This window comes from Devosia sp. FJ2-5-3 (genome assembly GCF_029201545.1).
Classification (GTDB): Bacteria; Pseudomonadota; Alphaproteobacteria; order Rhizobiales; family Devosiaceae; genus Devosia.
Genome location: NZ_CP104007.1, coordinates 4016749 through 4038916 on the forward strand (window position 1 = coordinate 4016749; position 22168 = coordinate 4038916).

Sequence of the window (22168 nt, forward strand, 5' to 3'; positions counted from 1 at the left end):
CAATGCCCTCACTCTCACCGGGTCATTCCCGCGAAAGCGGGAACCCCTGTTGTCGAAACGGAGGTCTCCGCTTTCGCGGGGATGACACCGTATGTGTTGATGCGCGCTCCAGCGCCCTCACACGCGCCGCAGATGAAAACTCTTGGGCTGGGTGAGATTATGGTAGCCGATCTCGCTCAGCGCCCCGCCCCGCCCCGTATCCTTCACTCCGGTCCAAACGAGCGCGGGGTCGAGATAGTCGCATCGATTGGCAAAAACCGTCCCGGTTTCGAGAGCAGCCCCGATCCGCCCCGCCGCTTCGAGATCATCCGTCCAGATCGAGGCGGTGAGCCCATAGGGGCTGTCATTCATCAGCCCGACCGCCTCTTCGTCGTCGGCCACTTTCATGATCCCGACCACCGGCCCGAAACTCTCCTCGCGCATGATGCTCATCTGGTGGTTGACGCCGGTTAGCACTTCGGGCGCCAACCAGGGCGAGCCCTCGCGGTCGCGTTCATGGGCCCAGTTTAGATGCCGGCTGGCCCCGGCCCGTGCGGCCTCCTCGGTCTGCCGGCGCACATGATCGGCAAAGCTCCCCCGCGCCATCGGCCCGACGATCGTCGCCGGATCAAGCGGATCGCCCAGCGTCCAGCCGCGCGCCTGCCCGACGAAACGGTCGACAAAACCGTCATAGACATCTTCGTGCACATAGATGCGTTCGACCCCGCAGCAGGATTGCCCGGAATTGAAAAAACTCCCGTCGACGAGGTTTTCGGCGGCAAAATCGAGGTTCGCATCGGCCCGCACATAGGCCGGGTCCTTGCCGCCCAGCTCCAGCCCCAGCGAGGCGAACGTCCCCGCCGCCGCCCGCTCGATCCGCCGCCCCGCCTCAACCGAGCCGGTGAAATTGATGTGCTCGATCAGCCCCGATCCCACCAGTTTTTCCGTTTCCGCATGCCCCATGACGAGGTTCTGGAACACGCCCTCCGGCAGGCCTGCCATCCGCGCCGCCGCGCCAAAACGCTCGCCGGCCAGCAGCGTCTGGCTGGCATGTTTCAAGAGCACCACATTGCCCGCCGCCAGCGCCGGAATGATGGAATTGACCGCCGTCAGAAACGGATAATTCCAGGGCGCGATCACCAGCACCACGCCCAGCGGCTCGCGGGTGATATAGCGCACGAACCCGTCCTGTTCCGGCCGCATCAGCGGCGCGAGGCTCTCCCCTGCAATGGCCAGCATGTGCCGGCTGCGCTCCTCGACACCCCGCTTTTCCCCGCCATAGCGGATGGGCCGCCCCATCTGCCAGGCCAGTTCGGGCGTAATCTCGTCATTCATGGCGATAAGCGCGTCGACCATTTTGTCCACCAGCGCCACCCGTTCGGCAAGCGCCAGCAGGCGCCAATCCCGCTGCGCCGCCTTGGCGCGGCTCACCGCCCGATCAATGGCGTCCCCGTCGAGCGTTTGCCGTTCGGCAAAGACTTTTCCGTCCACCGGGGAAATGATCTGCACTGTCTCGGTCATTTTCGCCTCCCCTCTTAGCTGCGCTCGAAGCCGCGCAGGCGCTCCCAGTCGGTCACCCGCCGGTCATATTCGAACTGCTCCCAGTCGCCGGTGTGGACATAGTGCCCGACGACATCCGGCCCGAACGCCTCTTCCAGCATTTTCGATTGCTTGAGGCCCGCAATGGCGTCGCGCAGCGTCTTGTGCACCTCGCGCAGCTCCCCTTGGGCATAGGCGTCGCCGGAAAAACCGGGCTCGAGCAAGAGCTTATCCTCGATCCCCTTGATCCCCGCCGCCAGCAGCGCGGCAAAGGCGAGATAGGGGTTCAGATCCGCCCCGCCGATCCGGCACTCGACGCGGATTCCCCTGGTGTTTTCCCCACAGAGCCGAAATCCCGCCGTGCGATTGTCCCGGCTCCAGATCGCCTTGGTGGGCGCAAAGGTGCCGACCTGAAAGCGCTTGTAGGAATTGATATAGGGCGCCAGGAAATAGGTGATGTCGCCGGCATAGGTCAGGAGGCCCGCCATGAAATGCTTCATCAGCCCCGACATGCCCAATTCGTCCGAGGCGTCGACAAACTGGTTCTGCCCGTCCTTTGCGAGGGACATGTGGATATGCGCCGACGATCCGGCGAGATCGAACGCCCATTTGGCCATGAAGGTGACGGCCTTGCCCTCGGCGTAAGCGATCTCCTTGGTGGCATTCTTGATCACCACATGCCGATCCGCCATGGTCAGCGCCTCGGCGTAGCGGACATTGATCTCCTCCTGCCCCGGCCCCCATTCGCCCTTGGAGTTCTCGACCGGAATGCCGGAGGCATGCAGTGCATTGCGCAGCGTACGCATCACCCCTTCTTCCTTGGTGGTCTGGAAGATGTGGTAGTCCTCGATGTAGTAGCCGGCCGGCTTGAGGTCGCGATACCCCTTCTCATGGGCGGCGCGAAAACTGTCCTCGAAGAGATAAAATTCAAGCTCGCTGGCGAAATTGGCCGACAGCCCCATGGCCTCGAGCCGCGCCAGCTGGCGCTTCAGCACATTGCGGGGCGCATGCGGCACCGGCTCATGGTGATGGTCGAGCGCATCGGCGATGACCAGCGCCGTGCCCTCGAGCCAGGTGCATTTCATCAGCGTGGAGAGGTCCGGCTTGATGACGAAATCGCCATAGCCCTTCTTCCAATTGGCCGCCGCATAGCCGGGCACCGGCTCCATGTCGATATCGTCGGCGAGGAGATAGTCGCAGCCATGGGTTTCCTCCATGGCCGTTTCGAGGAAGAATTCGGCGAGGAAGCGCTTGCCGATCAGCCGTCCCTGCATGTCGGGAAAGGCGACGAGCACCGTATCGATCCGGCCGGCAGCCACATCCTCCCGCAGATTTTCAAGCGAATATACCAATCGGGTCCCCTCTCCCATTTTCCCCTGGCCCCGCCCTCTCCCTAGGGCCGCGCGGTCAAACGCCTCCGACGCGCCTCGGTCAGGCTCCGGGCCAGCAGGTCCGCCCAATAGGAGACGCCCTCGCTCGAGAGGATCTCGTCATTGCGCAATTCGATCATCGTGGCCTCGAGCCCGCGCCCGTCGCCGTGCTTTTCGAGCGTCAGCGTCACCCCGTTGAGGGCGGCATAGGGCTGGTTCCAGCCGATATCGAGTTCGGGTGCCGCTTCTGCCAATGCATCGCGCAGGGCCTCGGTGAAAGCCGTGTCGCGCCCATGCAGGAGCCCGATCGGCCAGGGGCGGGCGACGCCATGATAGACCGGCGTGAAGGAATGCATGCAGACCAGAACCGATTCCATCCCCGCGTGCCGTCGCATTTCAAGGAGGTCCTCGATGGCGCGATGATAGGGTCGGTGAAAATGCTCGATCCGGTAGCGCCGCTCGTCTTCGGAAAGGTTTTCGTTGCCCGGAATGCGCGTTGCCTCGGACAGCGTCCAGATCAGATCGGGCGCATTGAGATCGCGATTGGTGTCGATGACCAGGCGGGAAACGCCGGACCAGACGAGGGGCGCATCGAGCGCCTCGGTCAGCGCCCGGCTCACCGCCAGCGCGCCGGGATCCCAGGCAATGTGGCTCACCCGCTCGATCGGCGTCAGCCCGAGATCGCCATAGATTTCGGGAATGAAATTGGAGGCGTGGTCACACACGACGACAAAGGGCGAAGCGCCCCGCGCATTGTTCACCGTCACCGCTTTTTCTTCACCTGCGATCATGGTTCCCAATAGTTTCTCACCCTTTGTCCAAGCAGGTGCCCAATCGCCGCCAGTGTCAATATCGAAAAACGAGGCCACCCATTTGCCCAGGCGCAGTAAACTCTTGTTTGGCGTCACGAATGCTGTTGCGCCTCTGGCATGGCCATGAGACTCTGTCCACAGGCAGGGGAGAGAGACTTATGGCCCAGAGTGCTGACCGTATCGCGGTCTCCACCTGGTCGTTGCATCGCCTTTTGGGCACGACCTATCCGCATGACCTGGACAGCGCCGATATCGGCCCGGGCGAAGACACTTATGGGGAAGGCAGCGAATCGCTGCTGGGCCTGCCGTCCGTGCTCGCCAATCACGGCTATCATCGGCTCGAGATCGTCTCCTTCCACATGCGCAGCCTCGACGCGGTCTATCTCGCCGAATTGCGCGACCAGCTCAAAGTGTCCGGTGTAACGCTGCAGACCCTGCTCATCGATGCCGGAGACATTACCGACCCGGTCAATGGCGCGCGCGACACCGCCTGGATTTCCGGCTGGGTCGAAGTCGCCAATGAACTCGGCGCCGAAAATGCCCGCATCATCGCCGGCAAGCAGCCTCCCACTCCCGATGCGATCGACCGCTCGGTCACCGCGCTGCGCCAGCTGGCCGACCGCAATGCCGGCTCGTCGGTGCGGCTGGTCACCGAAAACTGGTTTCCGCTCCTGTCCAGCCCGCAGGTCGTGCACGAGGTGCTCGACCGGCTCGAGGGCCGGGTTGGCCTGCTTGCCGATCTGGGCAATTGGACGGGCGAAGACAAATATGAGGCGCTGGCGTCCATTTTCCGGCGCGCAGAACTCTGCCACGCCAAGGCCAGCTTCGTTTCCGGCCAGCTCGACGAGGCCGATTACGGCGCCTGCATCGCGCTTGCCGAGGATGCCGGCTATACCGGCCCCTATACGCTGATCTTCGATGCAGACCATCCAAGCGAGTGGGCGGGCCTGTCGCTCGAGCGTGACTTCATCCTCTCCCGGCTTGAATAGGGCCGCATCGGAATGAGTATTCGCGCAAAGGTCGCGCCGCCCGGAGGGGGCAGCGCCGCCCACCTCTCCCTGCCTGCACAGACGCTGGCCCGGCTTTTCGACGCCGCGCCCGTCGGCATGCTCGTGGCCGCGCCCGATGGGCGGGCGCTCTATATCAATCCGGCTTTCACCAGCCTCCTGGGCCATGAAATCGCGTCCGGCAGCAGGATCGACATCTACGCGCTCATCCATGCCGATGACAGCGGCGCCGCACGCCAGCATCTCGAACGGCTCGCCCGGGGCGAGGTCGCCCATTATCGCGGCGAACACCGGCTTGGCCATAGCGATGGCCATCCGATCTGGATCAGCCTGGCGGCGGGCCTGACCCTCGACGCCTCCGGCCGTCCCGAGCAGATCATCCTCCAGATCACCAGCATCGAGCTGCAGAAGCGGGCCGAAGCCGCCCTTGCCCACTCCGAAAGCCGTCTCAATTTCGCTCTAGAAAGCGGCCGTCAGGGGGTCTGGGACCACGATATCGTCAATGACACGATGTATTATTCGCGCATGTGGCGCGTCATGCGCGGCATTCCGCCGGACGAGGAGATCGACGGCAGCCAGGAAAGCTGGATCGCCCGCATCCATCCCGACGACCTCGACTATATCAGGGCCAATGTCGACCGCCAGGACAAGGGCGACGATACGCTCGACGCGCTCGAATATCGCGAACGAACCCGCGATGGCCGCTATATCTGGATCCTCAGCCGTGGCCGCCCGGTCGAGTGGGACGAGCACGGCAACCCCACCCGTACGCTCGGCACCGACACCGATATTACCCATATCAAGCTGGTCGAGCAGGAATTGGCGGCCGAAAAGGAAAGGCTGCGCGTTACGCTCGAGGCCATTGCCGATGGCATGATCGCCACGGATGCAAGGGGTCTCGTCACCTTCATGAACCCGGCCGCAGAGCGTCTCGTCGGCTACACCGACGCAGGCGCGCGCGGCCTGCCGGTCGATACGGTCTTCCCGCTTCTGCAGGCCGCGACGGACCTGCCGGCCCGTTGCCCGGCGCGCATCTGCCTCGAGCTGGGGCAGACCATCGAGGCGGAGAATGAACTGGTCCTTGTCGGGCATGACGGGGTCAATCGCGACATACGCTGTTCGGCCTCACCGGTCATATCGGGCGGCCGGATCGAGGGGAGCGTGCTGGTCTTCCAGGATGTCAGCCAGAGCCGGGCGCTGCAGCGCCAGCTCGCCCATTCGGCCAGTCATGACAATCTCACGGGCCTGCCCAATCGCGCCGCTTTCGATCGCGCGCTGGCCACCGCCAACGCCTCGGCCCAGGGGGGCAGGCGCCATTGCCTGCTCTATATCGACCTCGACAATTTCAAGCCGGTCAATGACACTTCCGGTCACGCGGCCGGCGATGCCCTGCTCAAGCAGGTCGCCCAGACCATACGCGGCGTCTGCCGCTCGCACGATCTCGCGGCGCGCATCGGTGGCGACGAATTTGCGGTGATCCTCGAGGATTGCCCCCTGCCGGGCGGCAAGGTCGTGGCCGAGAAGATCCTTCGCGCCATCGGGGCGCTGGTGTTTTCCTGGACCGGCCGGGAATATCGCGTCGGGGCCAGTATCGGGGTGTCCACCCTTGGCGCCGGACCGGCTTCGGCGCTGGACGCATTGGGGGAGGCAGACGCGGCCTGCTACGCGGCCAAGGGCAGTGGGCGCGGCAAGGTCGTGGCCTATGCCGAGATCAGCAGCAGGCCGGCCGATCAGCCGTAATAGACCGAGATCAGCTGCCCGCCGATTTCGTGCACCTTGATGTCCATCTCATAGATGCCGGAAAGCACTTCGGGCTTGATCATCTCGGCGACGGGGCCCTGGGCGGCGACCTTGCCGTGCTTCATGGCCACGATGTGGTCCGAATACCAGGAGGCGAAATTGATGTCGTGCAGCACCAGCACGACCGTCTTGCCGAAATCATTGGCGGCCTGGCGCAGGATTTTCATCATGCCCATGGCATGTTTCATGTCGAGATTGTTGAGCGGCTCGTCGAGCAGCAGATAGTCGGTGTCCTGGCAAAGGACCATGGCGACGAAGGCCCGCTGGCGCTGGCCGCCCGAAAGCTCGTCGAGGAAGCGCTCGGAGAGGCCCTGCAATTCGAGATAGTTCAGCGCCCGCTCGATATGCTCCCGGTCCTCCGGCGCCAGGCGCCCCTTGGAATGGGGATAGCGGCCGAAGGAGACGAGATCCCGCACCGTCAGGCGCGCGGTCATATGGTTGTCCTGTCGCAGGATCGACAGGCGGCGGGCCAGCACGTCGCTTGGGGTCTTGGTCACGTCGAGCCCGTCGACGGTGACACTGCCCCGGTCCATCGACATGAGACGGCTGACCATGGACAGCAGCGTGGACTTGCCGGCGCCATTGGGCCCGATGATCGAGGTGATGCCGCCTTTGGGCAGGCTTAGCGTCACGCCATCGACCACGCAGCTGTCGCCGTAATTCTTGGTGACCTCGGAGGTGATGATCATCGGGCTGATTTCCGCATGACGAGAAAGATGAAGACGATGCCGCCCAGGAACTCGATGATGATCGAGAGCGCCGTGTCGAAGGCGAAGACGCGTTCGAGCAGGGTTTGTCCGCCCACAAGGCAGATGATAGCGAGCAGGATGGCGGCCGGCAGCACGTAGCGGTGCTTGGAATTGCCCACCAGCGAATGGGCGAGCGTTGCGACGAGGAGGCCGAAAAAGGTCACCGGCCCCACCAGCGCGGTCGAAATCGACACGAGGATCGCCACGAGGACCAGGATGATGGCCACGGTGCGCTTGTACTCGACACCGAGATTGATCGCCTGCGAGCGGCCCAGCGAGAGCACGTCGTAAGTGTGCATCAGCCGCAGGCCGACGAGGCTGACCGCCGCGACGACGACGCAGGAGATGGCGAGGATGGCCGGATCGGTGGTCGAGAAGCTGGCGAAGAGCGTATCCTGCAGCACGTTGAAGGCGCCCGGGTCGAGCATGCGCTGCATGAAATTGCCCAGGCTTCGGAACAGGATGCCGAAGACGATGCCGACGAGCACAAGGAGGTGCAGGCTCCGCTCCTCCCCCAGGAACAGCCAGCGGAACAGCAGGCTCGAGGCGCCCACCATGACCAGCACTTCCACCAGGAACTGGATCTGGCTGTCGATGCTGATGAGCGCGCCGACGCCGAGGAAGAAGACGATAGCGGTCTTGATCAGCACATAGAGCGCATCGAACCCCATGATGGAGGGGGTGAGGATGCGATTATTGGTGACGGTCTGGAACAAGACGGTCGAGACCGAGATCGCATAGGCGACCAGCACCAGCGAGAGGAGCTTCTTGCCCCGGAAGGAGAGGACGAAGCTCCAGCTGCCCTTGGCGCCGAGCGTCATGAAGAGGGCGATCGAGATCAGCGCCAGGGCGGCTAGAATGATCAGCACCAGCGCCGGGCGCGACAGTTTTTTCGGCAGGCTGGGGGCCGGCATTGCGACCGGCGAAGAGGAGAGAGAACTCATGCGGCCACCCGCTTCTGCGTGCGCAGCAGGAGGTAGAGGAAGACGACGCTCCCCACCACGCCCATCACCACCGAGATGGGGATTTCATAGGGGAAGCGGATCAGCCGGCCGGTGATGTCGCAGGCCAGCACGATCCCGGCCCCGCCCACGGCGACCCAGGGCACGGAGCGGCGCATATTGTCGCCCACCATGAGGCTGACGACATTGGGCACGATCAGCCCGAGGAACGGGATCATGCCGACCGTCACCAGCACGACGGCGCTGACCACGGCGACGATGGAAAGACCAAGCGAGACGACGGCGCGATGGTTGATGCCCAGATTGGTGGCAAAATCCTTTCCCATGCCGGCCAGGGTCATACGATCGGCCACGATATAGGCGAGCATCGCCGAGACCAGCCCGATCCAGAGCAGCTCGTAGCGCCCGCGCAGGACGCCGGAAAAATCGCCCATTTCCCAGGCGAGGAGGGACGCCACGAGATTGGCGCGATAGGCGACGAAATAGGTGACGGCGCCGATGACACCGGCCAGCATGATGCCGATCAGTGGCACGAGCAGCACATCGCGCAGCGGCACGGCGCGCAGGATGCGCAGGAACAGCGCCGTCCCCCCGAGGGCAAACAGGGCCGAAACCGCCATCTTGGCGATCAGCGGCCAGCCGGGGGCAAAAAGGGTAACGAGGAGAAAACCCAGCCCCGCCGATTCCATGGTCCCCGTGGTCGAGGGTTCGACGAAACGGTTGCGCACGATCATCTGCATGACCAGCCCGGCAATGGCCATGGAGCCGCCGGCCAGCATCAGGGCCATGGTCCGCGGAATGCGGCTGATGAACAGCACTTCGACGGCGCGACTATCCATCCCACCGGCAAACAGGCTCGCGAGGGAGACGTCGCTGACGCCCACGAAAAGGCTGACGACCGCCATGGCAAGCGTGATCAGCGATGCAAGGATCAGCATAGGCAAATGTGTGCTGGCTCCGGTTTTCGGAAATGCAATTCCCCTCCCGCAAGGGGAGGGGCAAGCTCGGAGTGACCCGATAGCGCCGGCGATAGCGGGGTCATGGCCAGGCCGCAACCCCGCAATTGGTCACCCTCTCCCCGGAAAGGGCGGCGACCATGCGAAAGTCTAGCCGTTAAGGCCAGCCAGCACCTGGTCGAGCAGCAGCATCACGCCCTGGTAACCATGCATGGAGATGTAGGAGGCCTGGGAGTCCAGATAGACGATCTGACCTTCCTTGGCGGCAGTGGTCTGGTTGAACAGCTCGTTGTCGAGAAGGGCTGCGGCCGCACCGGCATTTTCACCCGTGCCCGCATCGCGGTCGACCACGAACACCCAGTCCGGGTTCACTTCGAGCAGGAATTCGAACGACACGGCGTCGCCACCATGATCGCCGTCCTTGACGCTGTCGAGCGCCGAAGCCATGCCGGCTTCGTTATAGACCCAGGACACGCGGCTATCGGGGCCGTAGACGCCAAGCTTGCTGGCATTGGTGACGATCACCAGCGCATTACCCTTGCCTTCGGCCGCGGCCTTGACCTCTGCCACCTTGGCATCGAGCGCGGCGTTGAGTTCGGCGGCCTTGTCCTCGAGGCCGAAAATGGTACCCAGCGTCACCATATTGGCCTTGAGGCCATCGATGATGCTGCCATTATTGACCGAGAGATCGACGGTGGGGAGGATGTCCTTGGCGGTCTCGAAAGCGGAGGCCGAACGGGCAGCGACGAAATAGACGTCGGATTCGGAGGCGGCGATGGCCTCGAAATCGGGCTCGAAGAGCGAACCGATCTGCTCGGCATCGGCCGCTATGGCGCCGAGATAGGTCGGGGCATTGGAGGACGGCACGCCGGCAACCGGAACGCCCAGGGCCACCAGATCGTCATAGACCGCCCAATCCTGGGTCAGCACCTTGGCGGGAACGCCGCTGATCGTGGTTTCACCCTGGGGATGGGTAATGACCTTGTCCTGCGCAAATGCAGCGGGGGCCAGAGCCATCGTGCCGGCGATCAGCACGGCTGCCAGGGAAGAAGTGCGGAAAAGCGACGTCATGAATTGTCCAATCGAGTTTCTTGCATCGAGGCGCCGTAAAGCTGACGGCGCTTGTCCAGTTCACTAGCGAGGCTCTTTTGCAGAGTCAAAAGAAAAGATGATCTGTCTAGTCCGGATATCAGGACGATGGCGCGTAGGTCTCGGCGCAGAGCGCGATGAAGCTTTTCATCGCCGCCGAGAGCGGGCTCGATTTCCGCCTTGCCACCAGCAATTGCCGCATCGCCCAGGGTTCGGCGAGCGGCGCGCAGACGAGGTCCGTCCCGGCCAGCAGATGCAGGCTCGTCGAGCGCAGGAACCCGATCCCGAACCCGGCCTCGACCATGCGCACGAGCGCGGGGAAGCTTTCGACCCGCAGCGTCTCGTTCAGCGTCTTGCCGACGGCCCCCGCCGCCTCGCCGAGAAGCCGGTCGAGTGAGCCGGTCCGGTGCACGCTGACGATCGCATAGGGCAGCGCCGCGGCAAAGGAAACGGCTTTTCGCGGCTCGATCTGGCTGGCGAGCGGATGGTCGGGCGGGGCCAGCACCCAGACCCGCTCATCCTCGAACGGCCGGATGTCGAAGCGGGTAAAATCATAATTGTCGGAGACGATGGCCACATCGGCGCGTCCCTCGTCGAGCGCCAGCAGCGCCTTGGCCGCGCCCATTTCGCCGATGGAAATGGAAATGCCGGGATATTTCTGGGCATAGCGCGCGAGGAGTTCCGGCAGGCGTCCGGTGAGGGCCGAACCGGTACAGGCCAGGCGCAGGCTGCCGCGCTGGCCGGCGCTGAAATCGGCCATCGAGGCATCGAGATCGGCGATGGCGCGCAGCACGGTGCGGCAGCCTTCGGCATAGGCCTCGCCGGCCGTCGTCAGCTTCACCCCATGGGCCGAACGGTCGAACAGGACAACGCCGAGGCGCGCCTCGAGGTCGGACACACGGCGACTGACAGCGGAGGAGGCGATGCCTTCGCGCTCGGCGGCGCGCCCGATCGAGCCCGTTTCGGCCAGAAGCAAGATGAGGCGGGCTGTGACGCTGTCGAACGATGCCATGGAGTCTCCTGCCGGCACCATAGCGATCAAGCCGGAAGGAGCAAGGACAAGCCGCGCAGGAGATAAAAAATGCCGATGAAAGTCACGATCCAGCGGGTCCAGGCCCTGAACCCGGCATCGGAAAGGCGCTGCAAGATGTGGTAGCCCAGATTGGTGCCGGCGATGGCAAAAGGGGCCGCCACCAACACGATAAGCCAGTCCCCTGCCACCATGGCCGAGGCGGTGGCGCCATAGAAAAACACCTTTGAGGCATGGGAGACGACCTGTGTCGCGGCCTTGGTGGCGACGATGGTGCGACGGTCCATCTGGGTGCGGATGAAGAAGATGTCCACCGTCGGACCCGACACGCCGACGGCCAGATTGAGCCCACCGCCGAGAAAGCCACAGAGAAAGGCGTGGTGCGGCTTGCTGGCATCGAGCGCCAGCCAGTGGTTCGGGATCCACACCAGGATCGGCATCAGGCCGATGGCAATGCAGACCGTAGCAAGATCAGGCGTGTAGCGCAGGATAAAGAGCAGGATCGCCGCCGCGACCAGCCCCACGCAGATCATGCCCAGAATGCGCCAGTCGATGTATTTTCGGGAGAGAATTGCGCGTGATCCATTGGCGACGATCTGGATCGCCCCCTGCACGGCAATCGCCGTCGCCACCGGCAGCACGGTCAGCAGCGCCGCCAGCAGCACCAGCCCACCGGCCATGCCGAACACGCCCGACAAGGTCGAGGTAAAAAGCACGGCGATGGCGACGAAACCGTAGAGAAGCAGGGACATGGACCCTCATTGCCCTCCCGCCCCCATTCCCGCCAGCACTGCTTTGGCATGGGCCCTTGCCGGTAAATTTCACGGCGTCATTCCCGCGAAAGCGGGAACCCCTGTTAAACGGAGGTCCCCGCTTGCGCGGGGATGACCCGAAGGGAGGCAAGAGCGTTATGGCGCCGGCTCCAGCAAGTCCGGATAGATCAGCGCCGAACATTGCCTGTTGTTTTCATCGAGCTTTGCCTGCTCATCTGCCGTCAGCACGCCCGAATAGACTGGCTCCCACAGCCCATCCGCCGTCAGCCCCTCCATGCCGCACTGGCAATAGGTGGTGCAGAGCGGCGCGCTGGTGCCGCTGGTTTCGCAGGTCACCTGGCACGAGCGCAGGAAATCGGCCTCGCGCAGACTGTCCTGCGTTCCCAGCAGCATCGACAGCGGCACGATGACGGCGAGCAGCACCGGCTGGTGGATGAGGTAAAACGGCAGGCTCCACCGCCCCAGCCAGGCCATTGCCTTGCCCAGCCGCCCGGTCACCGGGATGGTGGCCAGACGCGGCAGCACAGCTGCTTTGCCCAGCCGCGTCGCAATCACCCCGAGCAGCACCACACCGAACCAGGGAAACACCGGCACGAGATCATTGGTCACCGGCGGCTCGACCCAGAACCCCAGCCAGGAGAACAGCTTTTCGTTGAACAGGGGATGGGAAAAGAACAGCGGTGGCAGGATGAATGCCAGCGCTGCGAGCCCCGTCACCCACACCGGAACAAACAAGAACGGCAGCGCCATCAGCATGAAGAGCGCGATGGCATGGAGCACGCCGAAATAGACAAAGCTCTCGGGAAAGGTCAGCCAGGTGCCCAGCGTAATCGCCAGCGCCCCGCCGAACACAAACAGCCAGCGCCGCCAGAACCCTTTCCAGCGCATGCCCTCGCCATGGCCAAGCACCAGCCCGACCCCGACGAGAAACAGGAATGCAAACAGGATCGAGCGGGCAAAAAACACCCAGCGCCAATCAAACCCCACATCCCAGCCGACAAAGCCGAAATACCAGAGATCCCAGCAGAAATGATAAATCGCCATGGCGAGGATCGCGACACCCCGCGCCACATCGATCACCGGCATGCGGGGTTTTCTGGCGGTTTCAGACATTCTGGCTCCCTTGACCCCTCACCCTAACCCTCTCCCCAAAGGGGCGAGGGGATCAGACCGCGTATGCGGCACACCCTCGTCACAACCACCGGCCCAGTCCCCTCGCCCCGCTGCGGAGAGGGTTAGGGTGAGGGGCTTTCGCTGTGCCACCCGGCAAATTCAATCGCCGTCATACCCCCGCACAACCGCCAAAAAATCCTCACCATAGCGATCGAGCTTGCCCTGCCCCACGCCGGGCAAATTGAGCATGTCGTGCGGATGCCGCGGCTGCGCCAAAGCCATGGCCCGCAGCGTCGCATCGTGAAAAATCACATAGGGCGGCACGCCCTGGCTCTTGGCAATCCTGAGCCGCGCCGCCCGCAGCGCGTCGAACAGGCCCCGCGCATGGTCGGGAATATCGATGGTCCGCGCCAGCTGGCGGCGAACCTCCACCGCTTTCTTCGGCCGGTCCTTGCGGAAGGTGACGATGCGCTCGCGCTTGAACACCGCGCGCGCTTCCTCCCCCAGCACCAGCGCGCCGTGGCTGGCGTGGTCCACCATCACCAGCCCCATCGCCGTCAGCTGCCGCAGCACCGATTGCCAGGCTTTTGCATCGAGCTCGCGTCCCTGGCCGAACACAGGCTGGTTCTGGTGCCCGAAGCGGGTGACCTTCTCAGTCTCCTTGCCCACGAGCACGTCGATGACATGGGCCGCGCCGAACCGTTGGCCAGTCCGATAGATCGCCGCCAGCGCCTTGATCGCTGCCTCCGTGCCATCCCAGCTTTCCACCGGCGAGCGGCAGGTGTCGCAATTGCCGCAATTGCCCGGATGGCTTTCGCCAAAATGGTTGAGGATCGCCTTGCGGCGGCATTCCGCCGTCTCGCAGACGCCGAGCAGCGCATTGAGCTTGCCGTGCTCGAGGCGTTTGACCTCATCAGGGGCCCCGCCCTCGTCGATCATCCGCCGGCGCTGCACCACATCGGCCATGCCATAGCTCATCCAGGCATCGGCCGGCTGGCCGTCGCGCCCGGCGCGGCCGGTTTCCTGATAATAGGCTTCAATCGAGGACGGCAGATCCATGTGCGCCACATAGCGCACGTCAGGCTTGTCGATACCCATACCGAACGCCACGGTCGCCACAAGGCACAGCCCCTCATCCTTGAGGAAAGCATCCTGATTAGCGCTTCTGAGATCCGCCGACATGCCGGCATGATAAGGCAGCGCCCGGATCCCCTTGCCTGAGAGCCAGTCGGCGACGTCCTCGACCTTGGCGCGGCTGAGGCAATAGACAATCCCGCTCTCGCCCTTATGGCCAGACAGAAAATCGAGCAACTGCTCGCGCGGCTTGTCGCGCTCGACGATGGAATAGGAAATGTTGGGCCGGTCGAACGAGGTGGTAAACACCCGCGCCTGCTCGAGCCCCAGCCGCTCGATGATATCCTCGCGCGTCGTCGGATCGGCCGTGGCGGTCAGCGCAATGCGCGGCACGCCGGGATAGAGTTCGACCAGATGAATGAGCTCGCGATATTCGGGCCGGAAATCATGCCCCCACTGGCTCACGCAGTGCGCCTCGTCGATGGCAAAGAGCGAAATATCGACGCCCGAAAGCATATTGGCAAAGCCCGGCGTTGCCACGCGTTCGGGCGCCACATAGAGGAGATCGAGCTCCCCGCGCCGCAATTTGCGCCGGACTTCGGCCGATTCTTCTGCCGAGAGCGAAGAGTTCAGCGCCGCCGCCGCTACCCCAGCCTGGCGCAGCGCCTCGACCTGGTCGCGCATCAGTGCAATCAGCGGCGAGACAACAATGCCCACACCATGCCGGCAGATGGCCGGGATCTGGAAGCACATGGATTTGCCGGCGCCGGTGGGAAACAACACCACCGCGTCGCCCCCCTCGACCAGGTGGTCGATCACCTCGCCCTGCTGGCCACGAAACCCCTTGTGGCCAAAAATATCGCGCAACACCGCCAGCGACGACGGCCGCTCGGGGCGTTGGGGCGAAAACAGATCGTATGATTCAATGGCGTCCACGCACCCCTTGAATCATGCAGGCCGCGGCCTTGCAACATCACAAAGCCGCCAACCCCATCAATGCTGGGCAGAATGCTCGGCGTTGCGCTTGCGTGTCGCAGCGGCCTTCTTGGCGGAGGCCGATCGCTCGGCCGCAGAGCGGCTGGCCGAGGCCTCGCCACCCTTCTTGCCGCCTTTGTGCGATGCGGGGTGTCCCGTGTCCTTGCCGCGGCCCGATCCGGATTTCTTGCCGCCGCCATCGTCCTTGTTGACAGTCGCCCAGGCCCGGCTTTCGGCCTCATCCTTGGACACGCCCTTTTTCTCGTAGCCTTCCTCGATATGCGCGGCCTTGCGCTTCTGCTTGTCGGTATAGGCGCTCTTGTCACCCTGGGGCATATTCGCCTCCTCCTCTTCAAGGAAACGGAAGGGCGCGCGGATGGGATAGAGGCTCGGCTGCCATTTCGTTGGCCGGGCGGGGAAACCGGAAAAACCCATCCCGTTCCTCATGCCATCGCGTCCGGCTGACACGCGTCACCCTTCGCGAGGAGATAATGAACGGCAAGCCGGGGGGTTGCGCCGGCCGACTTTACATAAACCCAGGCTAGCGCAGCGGCTGGCTGAGAAAGGCCGAGCCCTTGAGCACGAAACGCCAGGGCGTTTCCGCTCCCTTGGTGATGCCGATCCGTGTTCCGGTCGCCACCTCGCCCGCTTGTCTTCGCGCCGTGATCGAGAAGGGCGGGGCGTCGAGCGCCAATCCATTCTGGCCGAGATCCAGCCCCAGCGCCTGGGCCAGTTTCCCCGGTCCGGAGCACAGCTGCTTCTCGCTGACCCCGCCCCGCCGCTCATGCATTTGCGCCAGTCCCTCCGTGGGCCGCAACGCGCGGATCAAGACGGCGCTGCCCGGCCGGCAGACGAAGTTGAGGCAATAATGAATGCCATAGATCTTGTAGACATAGGCATGCCCCGCCGGCCCGAACATGGCGGCATTGCGCGGCGTCGGCCCCCGAAAACTATGCGAGGCCGGATCGCTCTCGTCATAGGCCTCCACCTCGACGATCTCGCCCCCAACGCCATCGACCAGCAATGTCGCGCCGATCAGTTCAGGCGCAATGTCGAGGACAGGGCGATCGAAGAAGGATTTTTGGATTTTTGCCATTGTGTCAGACCGAGCTTATAACCCCCCGCTTTGCTGGAGCTTCCCCAGACACTCCGGCTTCCCTCGGGCTTGACCCGAGGGCCATTCAGCAAGCCTCTACGTGATGTTTGTGCAAGCAACCAGAGGCCCTCGGGTCAAGCCCGAGGCAAGTCCGGCGATGTCACCACACCCACGATGCGTCCCTCCCCCTACCAGGGGGAGGTTAGGTGGGGGTCTCTCGCCCCAAAAACTATTTCCCCCGCAACACCTCATCGACAAACCGCAAATTCCCCGCCGTCAGCCCGGCGTCCACCGGCAGCAGCGCCCCCGTAATACCCGAGGCCGCATCGGAACATAGAAACACCGCCGCATTGGCCACTTCCACCGGATCGACCATGCGCCCCAGCGGATAATGCGGCAGCACATTGTCGAGCACGCTCGGGTCCGCTTCCAGCCGATGGTCCCAGGCCGGCGTGCGCACCGATCCGGGCGCCACCACATTGGCGCGCACCCCCTGCCCGCCGCGCTCCACGGCAATGGCCTTGGCATAGGCGACGAGGCCTGCCTTGGCCGCCGAATAAGCCGGGTTGCCATAATGGGCGATGGCGTTGACCGAGGAGATGAACACCAGCGCCCCCTTGCCCCTGATCGCCATGGCCGCCACGATCGGATCGGTCAGTGCATAGGCGCCATTGAGGTTGATGGCCATTTCGCTGGCCCAGACGTCGTCATCGACCTGGTCGAGATGCTCTGCCCGGGTAAAGCCGGCATTGGCCACAACCGCATCGGGCGCGCCATGCGCCGAGATATAGGCGTTGATGGTTGCGCGCGTGGCCTTCGCGTCGGCCTGGTCGAAAAGGATCGTATCGGCCAGCGGCAGTCCCTCGAGCGCCCCAGCCTCGCGATCCGCCCCGATCACCTCGGCCCCCGCCTCATGGAATACCCGCACCAGCGAGCGCCCGATTCCCCCGCCCGCACCGGTAATCAGCACGCTTTTGCCATCGAGGCGAAACGGCGATTGTTGTGTTATCATAATCCCTCGCTCTTTGAGGTGCCCAAACACCCCACCCTCACCACTGGCCCTCGCCACTGCCACAATGTCATTCCCGCGAAAGCGGGAACCCCTGTTAACGGAGGTCCCCGCTTTCGCGGGGATGACACGGAGCGAAAACGGTCACCCAGCACTCAAAGCAAATGCAACGGCAAAACCCCTCACGGCCCCTTATAGGCCACGAGATCGATCTCGACCTTGCAGTCCACCATCATCCGGCTCTGCACGCAGGCGCGCGCTGGCGGGTGCTCGCCGAAATAGCTTTTGTAGACGCCGTTAAAACTCCAGAAATCGCGCGGATCGTCGAGCCACACGCCCACCCGCACCACATGCTCGAGCCCGTAATCGGCCTCTTTCAAGATCGCGAGCAGGTTCTGGATGGTCAGGTGCGTCTCATCGACGATGTTCCCCTTGACGATCTCGCCGTCCTTCATCGCCACCTGGCCCGATACATAGAGCCAGCCCCCCGCCTCCACCGCGCGCGCAAAAGGCAGGCTCTGGCCACCCGCACCGGCTTTTTCGGCACCATAACGCTTGATCGGCATGCTTCTCCCCCGTCATTCTGAAATTGAATTTCTTTTATCACCCCGATTGCAGGGTTTTTGAAGGTGTTTTGCCATGAGGGCGGCCTCACAATGTAAATTTCTTACGTGATCCCGCGGCGATCTTCGTGTTAGCCTCGGCTTCCAGCCCCCGCCCACCCCCCAAGATTGTCGGATTTGACCGTTGCGCGTTTTCACCGCCGCCCTCGCCACCGAAACCAACACATTTTCGCCCATCGCCATCGATCGACGCGCCTTTGCGGCCTCGCTCGATGCCGGTCCGGGCGAACATCCGGAAACGCCGACTCTCTGCACCGCGCCGATCACAATCGGCCGCGAGATATGCGCGCGCGAAAATTGGACACTTATCGAGGGCAGCGCCAGCTGGGCCGACCCGGCTGGCCTTGTCGCCCGCGCCACCTATGAGGAAATGCGCGACGCCATTCTCGATCAGCTGCGCGCCGCCCTGCCGGTCAATGCCGTCGTCATGGGCCTTCACGGCGCCATGGTCGCCCAGGGTTATGATGATCCCGAAGGCGATCTCCTCACGCGCATGCGCGAGATTGTCGGGCCGGACATCCTCATCTGCGCCGAACTCGACCCGCACAGTCACCTCACCGCCAAGCGCGCGGCAGCGGCTGATTTCTTCGTCTACTTCAAGGAATTCCCGCATACCGATTTCGTCGATCGGGCCCGCGACCTCTGGGACATCGCCGTGCGCACCCTCAAGGGCGAGGTCAAACCGGTGATGAGCATTTTCGATTGCCGCATGATCGACGTGTTCCCCACCTCCAAGCAGCCGATGCGCGGGTTCGTCGACAAGATCATGGCGCTCGAAAAATCCGAGCCGGGCCTGCTCTCCCTTTCCGTCGTCCATGGCTTTATGGCCGGTGACGTGCCGGAAATGGGCACGAAAATGGTCGCCATCACCGACAATGCCAAGGCACAGGGCGATGAACTCGCCGAAAAGCTCGGGCGCGAGCTCTACGCCATGCGCGGCACCTTCATGGTCGAGCAGGTCACTGCCGCAACGGCCGTCGACATCGCCCTGTCGGCCCAAAAGGGCCCGGTGGTCATCGCCGATGTCTGGGACAATCCCGGCGGCGGCACGGCGGGCGACGCCACTGTCATCCTCGCCGAGTTGATCGCCCGCGACGCCCAGAACGTCGCGGTCGGCACCATCTGGGACCCGATCGCGGTCCAGATCTGCTTTGCGGCCGGAGAAGGCGCTGAGATCGCCCTGCGCTTCGGCGCCAAATCGGCCCCCGATACCGGCAGCCCCATCGACCAGCGCGTGATCGTCAAAAAACTCGTCCGCGACGCCCAGATGCGCTTCGGCGAGAGCTTTGCCCCCTTCGGCGACGCCGCCCTCATAAGCTTTGGCGGCATCGAGGTCATCCTCAATTCCACCCGCGCCCAGAGCTTTGACCCCAGCCTCTTTTCAGCCCTCGGCGTCGAGCCGACCGAAAAGAAGATCCTCCTCATCAAGTCGACCAACCACTTTTACGCGGCCTTCTCCAAGATCGCTTCCGAGATCATCTACTGCTCCGCCGGCAAGGCCTACCCCAACCGCCCCGCAGAGACGAATTATCGCAAGGCGCCCAAAACCATCTGGCCGATGGTGGATGATCCGTGGGCGGTGTGAAGTTGCCGGAGCTACAGATGTACCAGATCTACCAGCTCTACCAGCTCCATCGTCCCCTCTCCCCTCAGGGGAGAGGGTCAGGGTGAGGGGTGAAGGCCCATCAGAAAGACGCGGCGCTCTTAATCTGCACTTCTTCTCTCCGACCTCACACAATGTCATTCCCGCGAACGCGGGAACCCCGGTTAACGGAGGTCCCCGCTTGCGCGGGGATGACATCGGGGAAGGGGACGCTTCGGTCACACCCCAACGCCCTCGGCTCCATCGCCTCCCTCCCCCTCCGTGGGGAGGGATCAAGGGTGGGGGGACAAGAGCCATGAGCCATTATGTGCCGACCCAAAGCCACCCCCACCTAACCTCCCCCTGGAGAAGGGGGAGGAATGGAACGTGCGTGTTCGGAATTCGGAGAGCCACGGGCCAGTCCCTCCCCCTATCAGGGGGAGGCCAGGAGGGGGTTCTTTTGCTCAGCCAAGTACCAGGCTTCCTCGGGTCAGGCCCGAGGGAAGCACCGTGCGCGCGAGGGAGAGCAGGGCCAAATCCGCACCCGCCGCCGCCAAATGCTAACATCCTGCTAACCAATTCTGCCCAAGTGCGACCGAAAACTCACTCCGCCGCCCAGTGCCCGTACATGATCGGCATCAGCCCCACGAGCGCCTTGAACCGCTCATAATTCTTCCGCTCCGGCAGCGTCCATCCGGCCTCCGCCACCGCGGAAAGCCGTGGGAAAACAAGGCGATCGAAGATGGCGCGGTCGGTCATGCTCTCCGACCATATGCAGCTTTGTACCCCCAAGAGATGCTGCAGCCCCTTTTCAGAGAAACCAGCCCGCGCCTCGAACTCATAAGTCTCCTGCGGACCAGACCAGCCGGCCCAGCCGGCGCCCGGTTCGGCCCAGGAAATTCCATTAGCCATATCAAGGTAATAGCGCTGTCCCGGGGACACGACGATGTCGAATCCGCGCTCGGCAAGCGCGGCGTTGATCTCCACATTGCGCCAGCCGATGACATAGGACTTGTCCTTGTCCACCGCGTCGCCATGGGCCGCTTCTTCCCAGCCGCCGGTGATCGCGCCCTTCCTTGAAATATAGTCGTGCACCCGCCGGATGAACGCCGCCTGCAGGATGGCCGTGGGCGAGCCTTCGATCTCGTCGGCCCCGTGATGATTGCCTAACTGGTTGAATTGGCTCTCATGTTTGGCGCGCATTGCCGGGCCGGCCAGCTTTTCCAGCATGTCCAGGGCCAGCGGTGATCCCGACCAGGCCGCCAGCGGCACTTCGTCGGCGCCGAGGTGGAAAATACCCGAAGGGAAGATTTCGAGCACTTCGTCGATCACCGTTTCGACGAATTTATACACGGGCTCATGGGCCGGGTTTAGACTGTTGTTCGGAAAGCCCTGGACCGACTGGTATTCGCCCGTCTCATTGGGGTCGCGCAATTCAGGGAGGGCCTGCAGCGCCGCGTAGAAATGGCCGGGCATGTCGACTTCGGGGATAACGCTAATAGATAGGCTCTCGGCCAGCGCCACGATGCCCCGCATCACATCCTTGGTGTAATAGCCGCCGGTCGGTTGCGGACCCGAACCGAGCAATGGCGGCAAGGCCTTACCGTGGCCGCGCCAGGCAGCGATCTCGGTCAGGGCGGGATAGGCCGATATTTCGATGCGCCAGGCCTCGTCCTCGGTGAGGTGCCAGTGGAACTTATTCATCTTGTTCCACGCCATGATCTGGATCAGGCGGCTGACTTCGGCACCGGTATAGAACTGCCGCGCCACATCCAAGTGACTGCCACGGAACGAAAATCCTGGTTCGTCCTCGATCCGCCCGCCCGTGGGCCAGGTAAAGGTCGCCGGATGCAGCCGCGCCCCGCGCAACATATGCCCCAGCGTCACAAGGCCATAGAAGAACCCGTGGCGGGTCGCTGCCGAGATGGTGGCGATGTTCTCGGCAAATTCGATTTCATAGGCTTCCTCACCCAATCCATCCTTGGCCACGAGATGCACCGGCATGCCTGCCTCGGCGGCCGGGCGGACCAGCGCTTCCACCGGAAAGAGGTCCGCGACAAGGCTGGAAAACCCAGCAACGGCAAGGCTTGCCGCTTCCCCAACCGGCTTCAGATCAAGACCAGCCGGAGCAATCCGATTGCCGCTCGTCGCCACCGATTTCGGCCAGGGGATGATCGAATGCGACACCGGTGCCCGGGCAGGCACCGGGAATTTTGCCGCGCCCTTGAGGAGGGGCGAGTTGTGGCCCTTGCCCGCTGTAGGAGCCGTCGGGATGGTGATGACGCGACCATCTTCCAACACGACATAGGCCGCATTGGCGCCGTCGCTCCAGTGCCGAAGGCCATAGGAGAGGCCGCGCGCAGTCGCCGTCCAGGTCTCGCCCGGATTCAGCACAAAACCGTCAGGCGGCGCGATAAGCGTATGATTGGACAGGCGTTTCAGGAGCTTGCCATTTTCCAGCGTCGCATGGGGATCGACGCGCGCCGGTCCGGAAAAGCCCAGCTGGAAGTTTGCCGCAGGCGCGTCACCAGTATTGGTCAGCTCCAGTCCGTAGCCGAGCGGCTCGCTATCGGTCGCAGGCGTCCAGGTGGTGACGAGGGAGAAAGAAGCAGACATCTTGGGGTCCTGTA

The 22168-nt window shown here is 63.6% G+C and carries 19 protein-coding genes; 3 read left to right on the top strand and 16 right to left on the bottom strand.

The features are described 5' to 3' along the window. Positions 1-117: 117 nt before the first annotated feature. From N0P34_RS19235 to N0P34_RS19245, 3 genes are read right to left on the bottom strand one after another with little or no spacing between them, the layout of a single operon-like run. Complete coding sequence (locus N0P34_RS19235; RefSeq protein WP_275604812.1) at positions 118-1500, bottom strand: aldehyde dehydrogenase family protein; 1383 nt, start codon at positions 1498-1500, stop codon at positions 118-120. 14 nt (positions 1501-1514) lie between these two features. Then, on the bottom strand, positions 1515-2870 hold the full coding sequence (locus N0P34_RS19240; protein WP_275604813.1) for a glutamine synthetase family protein: 1356 nt from the start codon (positions 2868-2870) through the stop codon (positions 1515-1517). Between the two features lie 41 nt (positions 2871-2911). Beyond that, positions 2912-3679: an N-formylglutamate amidohydrolase gene (locus N0P34_RS19245; protein WP_275604814.1), complete on the bottom strand. Its 768-nt coding sequence runs from the start codon at positions 3677-3679 to the stop codon at positions 2912-2914. A gap of 179 nt (positions 3680-3858) precedes the next feature. Here N0P34_RS19245 and N0P34_RS19250 point away from each other — a divergent pair, with 179 nt between their 5' ends. Further along, positions 3859-4689, top strand: a complete 831-nt coding sequence (locus tag N0P34_RS19250) for a sugar phosphate isomerase/epimerase (RefSeq protein WP_275604815.1) — start codon at positions 3859-3861, stop codon at positions 4687-4689. A 12-nt stretch (positions 4690-4701) separates the two neighbouring features. After that, on the top strand, positions 4702-6447 hold the full coding sequence (locus tag N0P34_RS19255) for a diguanylate cyclase (protein ID WP_275604816.1): 1746 nt from the start codon (positions 4702-4704) through the stop codon (positions 6445-6447). Here N0P34_RS19255 and N0P34_RS19260 read toward each other — a convergent pair. The 12 genes from N0P34_RS19260 to N0P34_RS19315 form a co-directional block, all read right to left on the bottom strand. Continuing rightward, a complete protein-coding gene (locus tag N0P34_RS19260) occupies positions 6438-7196 on the bottom strand; it encodes an ABC transporter ATP-binding protein (protein ID WP_275604817.1) in 759 nt (252 codons plus the stop codon). The two genes, N0P34_RS19255 and N0P34_RS19260, sit on opposite strands and share 10 nt — an antisense overlap. Beyond that, the gene (locus tag N0P34_RS19265; RefSeq protein ID WP_275607033.1) at positions 7193-8170 is read right to left on the bottom strand and encodes an iron chelate uptake ABC transporter family permease subunit; all 978 of its coding nucleotides are present in this window, start codon (positions 8168-8170) and stop codon (positions 7193-7195) included. Before N0P34_RS19265 ends, N0P34_RS19260 begins: the two co-directional genes overlap by 4 nt. A 26-nt stretch (positions 8171-8196) precedes the next feature. After that, the gene (locus tag N0P34_RS19270; RefSeq protein WP_275604818.1) at positions 8197-9156 is read right to left on the bottom strand and encodes an iron chelate uptake ABC transporter family permease subunit; all 960 of its coding nucleotides are present in this window, start codon (positions 9154-9156) and stop codon (positions 8197-8199) included. Between the two features lie 168 nt (positions 9157-9324). Further along, positions 9325-10245: a siderophore ABC transporter substrate-binding protein gene (locus tag N0P34_RS19275; protein WP_275604819.1), complete on the bottom strand. Its 921-nt coding sequence runs from the start codon at positions 10243-10245 to the stop codon at positions 9325-9327. A gap of 118 nt (positions 10246-10363) precedes the next feature. Beyond that, on the bottom strand, positions 10364-11275 hold the full coding sequence (locus N0P34_RS19280; RefSeq protein ID WP_275604820.1) for a LysR family transcriptional regulator: 912 nt from the start codon (positions 11273-11275) through the stop codon (positions 10364-10366). Between the two features lie 26 nt (positions 11276-11301). Beyond that, positions 11302-12045: a sulfite exporter TauE/SafE family protein gene (locus tag N0P34_RS19285; protein WP_275604821.1), complete on the bottom strand. Its 744-nt coding sequence runs from the start codon at positions 12043-12045 to the stop codon at positions 11302-11304. Between the two features lie 156 nt (positions 12046-12201). Beyond that, the gene (locus N0P34_RS19290) at positions 12202-13179 is read right to left on the bottom strand and encodes a heparan-alpha-glucosaminide N-acetyltransferase (protein ID WP_275604822.1); all 978 of its coding nucleotides are present in this window, start codon (positions 13177-13179) and stop codon (positions 12202-12204) included. Between the two features lie 159 nt (positions 13180-13338). After that, on the bottom strand, positions 13339-15189 hold the full coding sequence (recQ, locus tag N0P34_RS19295; RefSeq protein ID WP_275604823.1) for a DNA helicase RecQ: 1851 nt from the start codon (positions 15187-15189) through the stop codon (positions 13339-13341). A 57-nt stretch (positions 15190-15246) separates the two neighbouring features. Next, the gene (locus tag N0P34_RS19300) at positions 15247-15564 is read right to left on the bottom strand and encodes a plasmid stabilization protein (protein ID WP_275604824.1); all 318 of its coding nucleotides are present in this window, start codon (positions 15562-15564) and stop codon (positions 15247-15249) included. Between the two features lie 205 nt (positions 15565-15769). After that, entirely contained in the window at positions 15770-16324 is a 555-nt protein-coding gene (locus N0P34_RS19305) for a DNA-3-methyladenine glycosylase (RefSeq protein WP_275604825.1), read from the bottom strand. Positions 16325-16553: 229 nt separating this feature from the next. Beyond that, positions 16554-17336, bottom strand: a complete 783-nt coding sequence (locus N0P34_RS19310) for an SDR family oxidoreductase (RefSeq protein ID WP_275604826.1) — start codon at positions 17334-17336, stop codon at positions 16554-16556. Between the two features lie 179 nt (positions 17337-17515). Next, the gene (locus tag N0P34_RS19315) at positions 17516-17899 is read right to left on the bottom strand and encodes a RidA family protein (protein ID WP_275604827.1); all 384 of its coding nucleotides are present in this window, start codon (positions 17897-17899) and stop codon (positions 17516-17518) included. 181 nt (positions 17900-18080) lie between these two features. On the opposite strand from N0P34_RS19315, the gene N0P34_RS19320 reads away from it, so the two are divergent. Beyond that, on the top strand, positions 18081-19541 hold the full coding sequence (locus N0P34_RS19320; RefSeq protein ID WP_275604828.1) for a M81 family metallopeptidase: 1461 nt from the start codon (positions 18081-18083) through the stop codon (positions 19539-19541). A 600-nt stretch (positions 19542-20141) separates the two neighbouring features. On the opposite strand, the gene N0P34_RS19325 is transcribed toward N0P34_RS19320, so the two are convergent. Continuing rightward, entirely contained in the window at positions 20142-22154 is a 2013-nt protein-coding gene (locus tag N0P34_RS19325; RefSeq protein ID WP_275604829.1) for a beta-N-acetylhexosaminidase, read from the bottom strand. Positions 22155-22168 lie beyond the last annotated feature (14 nt).

Excerpts from the sequence above, each read along its gene's own strand:
- N0P34_RS19260 (WP_275604817.1), bottom strand. The coding sequence starts at position 7,196 with ATGATCATCACCTCCGAGGTCACCAAGAATTACGGCGACAGCTGCGTG.
- N0P34_RS19275 (WP_275604819.1), bottom strand. The coding sequence starts at position 10,245 with ATGACGTCGCTTTTCCGCACTTCTTCCCTGGCAGCCGTGCTGATCGCC.
- N0P34_RS19305 (WP_275604825.1), bottom strand. The coding sequence starts at position 16,324 with ATGGCAAAAATCCAAAAATCCTTCTTCGATCGCCCTGTCCTCGACATT.
- N0P34_RS19270 (WP_275604818.1), bottom strand. The coding sequence starts at position 9,156 with ATGCTGATCCTTGCATCGCTGATCACGCTTGCCATGGCGGTCGTCAGC.
- N0P34_RS19290 (WP_275604822.1), bottom strand. The coding sequence starts at position 13,179 with ATGTCTGAAACCGCCAGAAAACCCCGCATGCCGGTGATCGATGTGGCG.
- N0P34_RS19300 (WP_275604824.1), bottom strand. The coding sequence starts at position 15,564 with ATGCCCCAGGGTGACAAGAGCGCCTATACCGACAAGCAGAAGCGCAAG.
- N0P34_RS19250 (WP_275604815.1), top strand. The coding sequence starts at position 3,859 with ATGGCCCAGAGTGCTGACCGTATCGCGGTCTCCACCTGGTCGTTGCAT.
- N0P34_RS19325 (WP_275604829.1), bottom strand. The coding sequence starts at position 22,154 with ATGTCTGCTTCTTTCTCCCTCGTCACCACCTGGACGCCTGCGACCGAT.
- N0P34_RS19235 (WP_275604812.1), bottom strand. The coding sequence starts at position 1,500 with ATGACCGAGACAGTGCAGATCATTTCCCCGGTGGACGGAAAAGTCTTT.
- N0P34_RS19315 (WP_275604827.1), bottom strand. The coding sequence starts at position 17,899 with ATGCCGATCAAGCGTTATGGTGCCGAAAAAGCCGGTGCGGGTGGCCAG.
- N0P34_RS19255 (WP_275604816.1), top strand. The coding sequence starts at position 4,702 with ATGAGTATTCGCGCAAAGGTCGCGCCGCCCGGAGGGGGCAGCGCCGCC.
- N0P34_RS19285 (WP_275604821.1), bottom strand. The coding sequence starts at position 12,045 with ATGTCCCTGCTTCTCTACGGTTTCGTCGCCATCGCCGTGCTTTTTACC.
- N0P34_RS19245 (WP_275604814.1), bottom strand. The coding sequence starts at position 3,679 with ATGATCGCAGGTGAAGAAAAAGCGGTGACGGTGAACAATGCGCGGGGC.
- N0P34_RS19280 (WP_275604820.1), bottom strand. The coding sequence starts at position 11,275 with ATGGCATCGTTCGACAGCGTCACAGCCCGCCTCATCTTGCTTCTGGCC.
- N0P34_RS19310 (WP_275604826.1), bottom strand. The coding sequence starts at position 17,336 with ATGATAACACAACAATCGCCGTTTCGCCTCGATGGCAAAAGCGTGCTG.
- N0P34_RS19265 (WP_275607033.1), bottom strand. The coding sequence starts at position 8,170 with ATGCCGGCCCCCAGCCTGCCGAAAAAACTGTCGCGCCCGGCGCTGGTG.